Source organism: Flavobacterium sp. (assembly GCF_039930565.1).
Lineage (GTDB): Bacteria > Bacteroidota > Bacteroidia > Flavobacteriales > Flavobacteriaceae > Flavobacterium.
On sequence record NZ_JBDTTP010000057.1, the window covers coordinates 22,090 to 28,401 of the forward strand.

A 6,312-nucleotide genomic window follows, 5' to 3' on the forward strand; every position below is an offset into this window, starting at 1 on the left:
AAACGTTAAATTTGCTTCTTTAAAAAATTAAAGAATGACGTTTACTGCTATAGATTTCGAAACGGCAACTGCCTATCATCCTTGCTCTGTTGGAATTGTTACTGTTGAAAATGGGATTATTGTTGATGAGTTTGTGACCTTGATTAAACCGCCTAACAATGAATATAATCCTTACACCATTCAGGTTCACGGAATATATCCTCGCGATACTGCAAATGCCAAATCATTTCTACAGGTTTTTCCCGAAATAGAAAAACGATTAATAAACAGAGTTGTTGTAGCACATAATGAAAGCTTTGATCGTAATGTTTTGACAAAATCAATGATGCTTCATGGCTTAAATTATGAAAATTTGAATATTGCCCCTCGTTGGGAATGTACTGTAAAAATCTATAAGTCAAAAGGATTAAAGCCAACAAAATTAAGTGATTGCTGTCGGGAAATGAAAATTCAGCTTAATCATCACGAAGCATTATCTGATGCCAGAGCCTGCGCAAAATTATACTTAATGCGTTAATATCGATTTCAATTTGTAATATTAATACTATTTTTTATTACTTTTAGAATATTGTAACAATATAATATTCTAATAAATGAAAGAAGATTTTCTTCATTACCTCTGGAAGTTCAAGAAGTTTGATACGCTGAATTTAAAAACTGTAAATCAGGAAGAAATTACGATTATTAATACGGGTGATTATTTAGAACTTGCAGGACCTGATTTTTTCAATGCACAAATAAAAATTGGTGATCAAAAGTGGGCAGGAAATGTCGAAATACATTTAAAATCTTCAGATTGGTATTTGCATGTCCATGAAAAAGATCCCGCTTATGAAAATGTCATTTTGCATGTTGTTTGGGAATATGATGTTGATATTTACAGACAAAATAATGTAGAAATACCGGTTTTGGTTCTAAAAAATTATGTGTCTTCTGAAGTAATTTTAAATTACAATAACCTGAAATCACCAAAGTCGTGGATTTATTGTGAAAAGCAAATTTCCCAAATACAGAGTTTTATTTTTAAAAATTGGCAGGAGCGTCTGTTTTTTGAACGTTTAGAAAGAAAATCACAATCTATTTTTGATCTGTTAAAAGAAACCAATCAGGACTGGGAAGCTGTTTTGTTTTGTTTTGTTTATTGGCTAAGAATTTTGGTTTAAATACCAATGGAAATTCTTTTTTGCAATTAGCAAAAGCAATTCCGTTTTCAATTATCCGAAAAGAAAGTTTTGAATTGGAAAATCTGGAAGCCTTATTTTTCGGAATGGCAGGCTTGTTAGATTCTGACAGGGAAGATGTATATTTTAAAGATTTGAAGTTCAGATATTTTTATCTTTTGCATAAATACCAATTAGAAAAAGTGTATACGGAACCGGTTCAGTTTTTTAAACATCGTCCGGATAATTTCCCTACTATTCGTCTTTCTCAATTAGCAGGTTTATATCATCAGCATCAAAACTTGTTTTCTAAAATTATTGAACTAAAGTCTATTGATACTATTTATAAAGTATTTAATGTTTCGGCCAGTTTATACTGGCAAAACCATTATCAATTTGACAAAGAGAGTTCAAAGAAGAAAAAATCATTGTCTGATTCATTTATAGACTTATTAGTGATTAATACAATAGTTCCTTTACAATTTGCTTATGCCAAAACAATAAATGAATCAATAGCAGAAGATTTAATTTCAATTTTAGACAGCATTTCTCCTGAAAAAAACTCAATTATAGAAAAATTTAAATCGTTTGGAATCTCTTCTGAGAATGCTTTTGAAACACAATCTTTATTGCAGCTTAAAAATCAATATTGTGATGTTAACGGATGTATGAAATGTGCAGTTGGAATGGAGTTGTTAAAATGCAGGTAACCAGTTAAAATTTTGTATTTTTGCTAATAATTAATCTAATATGTCACTAATTTTAAAACTAAAATTCTTTTTTGAAAAATACGGTTTCCATGTATCATCACGATTAGCTGATAAGCTTGGAATGCGAGTAACTAGTGTTCGATTGTTTTTTATTTATATTTCCTTTGTTACTGCTGGATTAGGTTTTGGAGTTTACCTGACTTTGGCGTTCTGGATTAGATTAAAAGATCTGATTCGAGCCAAGCGTACTTCAGTTTTTGATTTGTAAATCGAGCTAAAAAACAAAAAAGGTTATAAAGTATCGCTAGACTTTATAACCTTTTTTACTTATTTTAATTATATATTATCTTGATTTGTTATAGCTGTAAGCAAAAATAAGAGCATGTATTGCTGCAAAAGCTAATGAGAAATAATAAAGGAAACTACCATCAACATTCGTATCTAAATGGTTAATATAGGCAACAGCTACCAACGCAACCACCATTCCAAATCCTGCGTAAGCAATAGTTTTATAGTTACCTGAACTAAAAGTTCCTTTGTTTAGAATACTGTTATTCATACCGTAGAAAAGGTATAAGTCAAAACCAATCATCATCCATGCTATAAGTCTGATCCACGTGTCCAAAGGTAAAAAGACCATCATAAACAAGCATACTAGTACACCCGCAATAGGAACAAAAGGTACAAGTGGAGTTCTGAAAGCTCTTGGGGCATCCGGCATTTTTTTACGCATAATCAATACACCGATACAAACCAGAATAAAAGCAAATAAAGTACCGATACTAGTCATTTCTCCTACGACTCTCGCAGGAACAAAAGCTGCAAAAAGGCTGACAATTACCATAAATAATAAATTGTTTTTTGCAGGAGTCCTGAATTTTGAATGTACTTCAGAAAACACTTTTGGCATTAATCCATCTTTACTCATAGAGAAAAACACTCTGCTTTGTCCCATTAACATAACCAGGATAACAGAAGCATAACCACCCAAAATAGCAAGTAAAATAGCATTATTTAGCCATGGATAAGCAGGAGTAATCATTCCGTTTGCTCCCACATGACCCATAGATTCAACTGCAATTGCTACTGGTGCAATACCATCTTTTCCTGCAAATGCCTGATAGTTAACAACACCAGTCATTACGTGAGCAAATAGGATATATAAGATAGTACAAATAGCCAATGACAGTAAAATTCCAATTGGCATATCCCTTTTCGGATTTTTAGCTTCTTGTGCTGCAGTAGAAACCGCGTCAAAACCGATGTAAGCAAAAAATACGATTGCTGCAGCTCTTATTATTCCGGAGAAACCAAATTCTCCAAATTTACCAGTATTTTCAGGTATGTATGGAGTGTAGTTCTCAGGTCTGATATACTGCCATCCAACAGCAATAAAAACTAACACAACAGTAACTTTTAATAAAACTATAATTCCGTTAATAAAAGCCGATTCTCTTGTTCCTCGAATTAATATCAATGACATTATCATTACAATGATCACTGCCGGAATGTTGATTATTCCTCCTTCAAAAGGGGAAAGCATGTAGGCTTCATTAATATGTATACCATATCCGCTTAGAAATTTCCCGAAATACCGCGACCAGCTTATGGAAACTGTTGCGGCACCCACTGCATATTCTAATACCAAATCCCATCCAATTATCCATGCTATAAACTCTCCCATTGTTGCAAATGAATATGTGTAAGCACTTCCTGCAACAGGTATCATAGATGAAAATTCGGCATAGCATAGACCGGCAAATACACATCCAAATGCTGCTACAAGAAAAGAAATAGTTATTGCAGGTCCTGCATTCATTGAAGCTGCAAGTCCGGTAATTGAAAATAATCCAGCTCCAATAATCGCTCCAATTCCCAGAGCAACAAGTCCAGGTGCTGTTAGTGTTTTCTTTAATCCTTTTTCAGAATCAGCGGCTTCTGCTAAGAGCTGGTCTAAGGGTTTTCTTTTCCAAATTGACATATATAATGGTTTTATTATTATTAAGCTTCAAATGTATTGTTTTTTGTAAAAAATAAAAACAATAATTAAGTTTTAAGTTATAAAAAAATAAATTTTATCTAAGTTTAAAGCAATTTTCTTTAATTATGAGAGTAAAAGACATTCATAAACTAATGAAATCTTGAAATTAAATTAAACCACTTTGCTGTTGCGAATTTATTATTTGTAGTAAATTATTTATAATTTTATGGCTTCTAACAATTTAATACAAATTATGAATTTCAAAACGTTAAAAATATATTTCAATTTTACAAATCAACAGCGTACAGGTGTAGTTATATTATTCTTTATTATTGTCTTACTACAGTTAATGTATTTCTTTTTAGATTTTAATTCAGATTATAATGACTCAATTGAAAAGCAACAATGGCTATCCATGCAATTAGAGATTGATTCGTTAAAAGAAATAGAAAATATTGGTAAGCCAAAAATTTATCTCTTCAATCCAAATTTTATTTCAGATTATAAAGGGTATAAATTAGGGATGTCATTAAAAGAAATTGACAGATTACTGGCTTTCAGAAAAGAAAACAAATATGTCAGTTCTGCTAAAGAATTTCAAAATATAACCAAAGTTTCCGATTCATTATTAAACACGATGTCACCGTTGTTTAAATTTCCGGATTGGGTTAATAATAAAAAAGCGCTTAAAACTTATAACAAGGAATTCCCCTCAAAATCATTTTCTAAAAAAGAAAAATTTACAATCATGGATATTAATGATGCAAGTCAGGAAGATTTTATGAAAATAAAGGGAATAGGAGAAGCATTATCACTTCGGATTATTAAACAAAAAGAAATTCTAAAAGCATTTGTTTCTATGGAACAAATGAATGATGTTTGGGGACTATCACCAGAAGTAATAACAGAATTAAAAAGTCATTTTAAAGTTTTGAATTCTCCTAAGATTAATAAAATTAAGATAAACGATGTAAGTTTAAAAGAGTTGGCTCTTTTTTCCTATTTCAGATACACTTTGGCAAAACAAATTATAACTTACAGAAGCATGAACGGAAATATCAAGAATATTGAGGATTTGTCAAAAATTAAAGGCTTTCCTGTTGAAAAAGCTAATATAATTGCCTTATATTTGGAGTTCTAAAAAATAACAGCACAAAATGAACTTTGAATATAACGAAACGCAATCTATGATTGCGCAATCAATAAAAGATTTTGCAGAAAAAAATATCAGACCTAATATAATGGAGTGGGATGAAGCCCAAATTTTTCCGGTTGCCCTTTTTAAAGAATTAGGGGAAATGGGATTTATGGGGGTTTTGGTTCCTGAAGAATATGGGGGTTCGGGTTTAGGATATCATGAATATATAACTGTTGTAGAAGAAATTTCAAAAGTAGATCCCTCAATAGGTCTATCTGTTGCGGCTCATAATTCATTATGTACCAATCATATTTTAACTTTTGGAAATGAAGAGCAAAAGAAAAAATGGCTGCCAAAATTAGCGACTGCAGAACATATTGGAGCCTGGGGATTAACCGAGCACAATACAGGTTCAGATGCAGGAGGTATGAATACCACAGCAGTTAAAGATGGTGATTTTTGGATTGTAAACGGAGCTAAAAACTTTATTACACATGCTATTTCCGGAGATGTTGCAGTAGTAATTGTTCGTACCGGAGAAAAAGGAGATTCTAAAGGAATGACCGCTTTTGTGTTTGAAAAAGGAATGCCTGGTTTTACATCAGGAAAAAAAGAAAATAAATTAGGAATGCGTGCCAGTGAAACGGCCGAATTGGTTTTTGATAATTGTAAAATTCCCGATGCAAACAGATTAGGTGAAGTAGGACAAGGATTCATTCAGGCTATGAAAATATTAGATGGAGGGAGAATCTCAATTGGAGCCTTATCTCTCGGAATCTCAAAAGGAGCTTACGAAGCAGCATTAAAATATTCAAAAGAAAGACATCAGTTTGGTCAGCCTATCAGTAGTTTTCAGGGCGTTTCATTTAAGTTAGCTGATATGGCTACCGAAATCGAAGCTTCTGAATTGTTATTACACAAAGCAGCTTTCTTAAAACAGCAACATAAACCTGTTACAACTATGGGAGCTATGGCTAAAATGTATGCTTCGGAAGTATGTGTAAAAGTAGCTAATGAAGCGGTTCAGATTCATGGTGGTTACGGATATACTAAAGATTATCCTGTCGAAAAATTCTATCGCGATTCAAAATTATGTACTATTGGCGAAGGGACTACTGAAATTCAAAAATTGGTAATTTCCAGGAACTTATTAAAAGAATAATGGCGGTGAAATTCTTTATTGTGTGTCTGTTTAAATAATTCAAAATTTATAACGTATAATTCATAATTAATAGTTACTTTTGCACCCTTAACGAGAGGAGGTGTCAATATTATGTTAATTATACCAATTAAAGACGGAGAAAATATCGATAGAGCATTAAA

The 6,312-nt window shown here is 32.0% G+C and carries 7 protein-coding genes; 6 read left to right on the top strand and 1 reads right to left on the bottom strand.

Going from position 1 to position 6,312, the window contains the following annotated elements; all coding sequences use genetic code 11:
- Positions 1-34: 34 nt before the first annotated feature.
- From ABI657_RS13820 to ABI657_RS13835, 4 genes are all read left to right on the top strand, one after another.
- Entirely contained in the window at positions 35-517 is a 483-nt protein-coding gene (locus ABI657_RS13820; protein WP_348097855.1) for a 3'-5' exonuclease, read from the top strand.
- 76 nt (positions 518-593) lie between these two features.
- Positions 594-1,163 carry a DUF2851 family protein gene (locus ABI657_RS13825; protein WP_348097856.1) on the top strand — a complete coding sequence of 190 codons (570 nt, stop codon included), beginning with the start codon at positions 594-596 and terminating at the stop codon, positions 1,161-1,163.
- The gene (locus ABI657_RS13830) at positions 1,142-1,870 is read left to right on the top strand and encodes a DUF2851 family protein (RefSeq protein ID WP_348097857.1); all 729 of its coding nucleotides are present in this window, start codon (positions 1,142-1,144) and stop codon (positions 1,868-1,870) included. Before ABI657_RS13825 ends, ABI657_RS13830 begins: the two co-directional genes overlap by 22 nt.
- Positions 1,871-1,910: 40 nt before the next feature.
- A complete protein-coding gene (locus ABI657_RS13835; protein ID WP_163410578.1) occupies positions 1,911-2,138 on the top strand; it encodes a PspC domain-containing protein in 228 nt (75 codons plus the stop codon).
- Positions 2,139-2,213: 75 nt separating this feature from the next.
- Here ABI657_RS13835 and ABI657_RS13840 read toward each other — a convergent pair whose 3' ends face one another.
- Entirely contained in the window at positions 2,214-3,851 is a 1,638-nt protein-coding gene (locus tag ABI657_RS13840; protein ID WP_348097858.1) for an amino acid permease, read from the bottom strand.
- Between the two features lie 253 nt (positions 3,852-4,104).
- Between ABI657_RS13840 and ABI657_RS13845 the strand changes: the two genes are divergently transcribed.
- Positions 4,105-4,992: a helix-hairpin-helix domain-containing protein gene (locus ABI657_RS13845; protein ID WP_348097859.1), complete on the top strand. Its 888-nt coding sequence runs from the start codon at positions 4,105-4,107 to the stop codon at positions 4,990-4,992.
- 16 nt (positions 4,993-5,008) lie between these two features.
- Positions 5,009-6,151: an acyl-CoA dehydrogenase family protein gene (locus ABI657_RS13850; RefSeq protein WP_348097860.1), complete on the top strand. Its 1,143-nt coding sequence runs from the start codon at positions 5,009-5,011 to the stop codon at positions 6,149-6,151.
- The last annotated feature ends 161 nt before the right edge of the window (positions 6,152-6,312 follow it).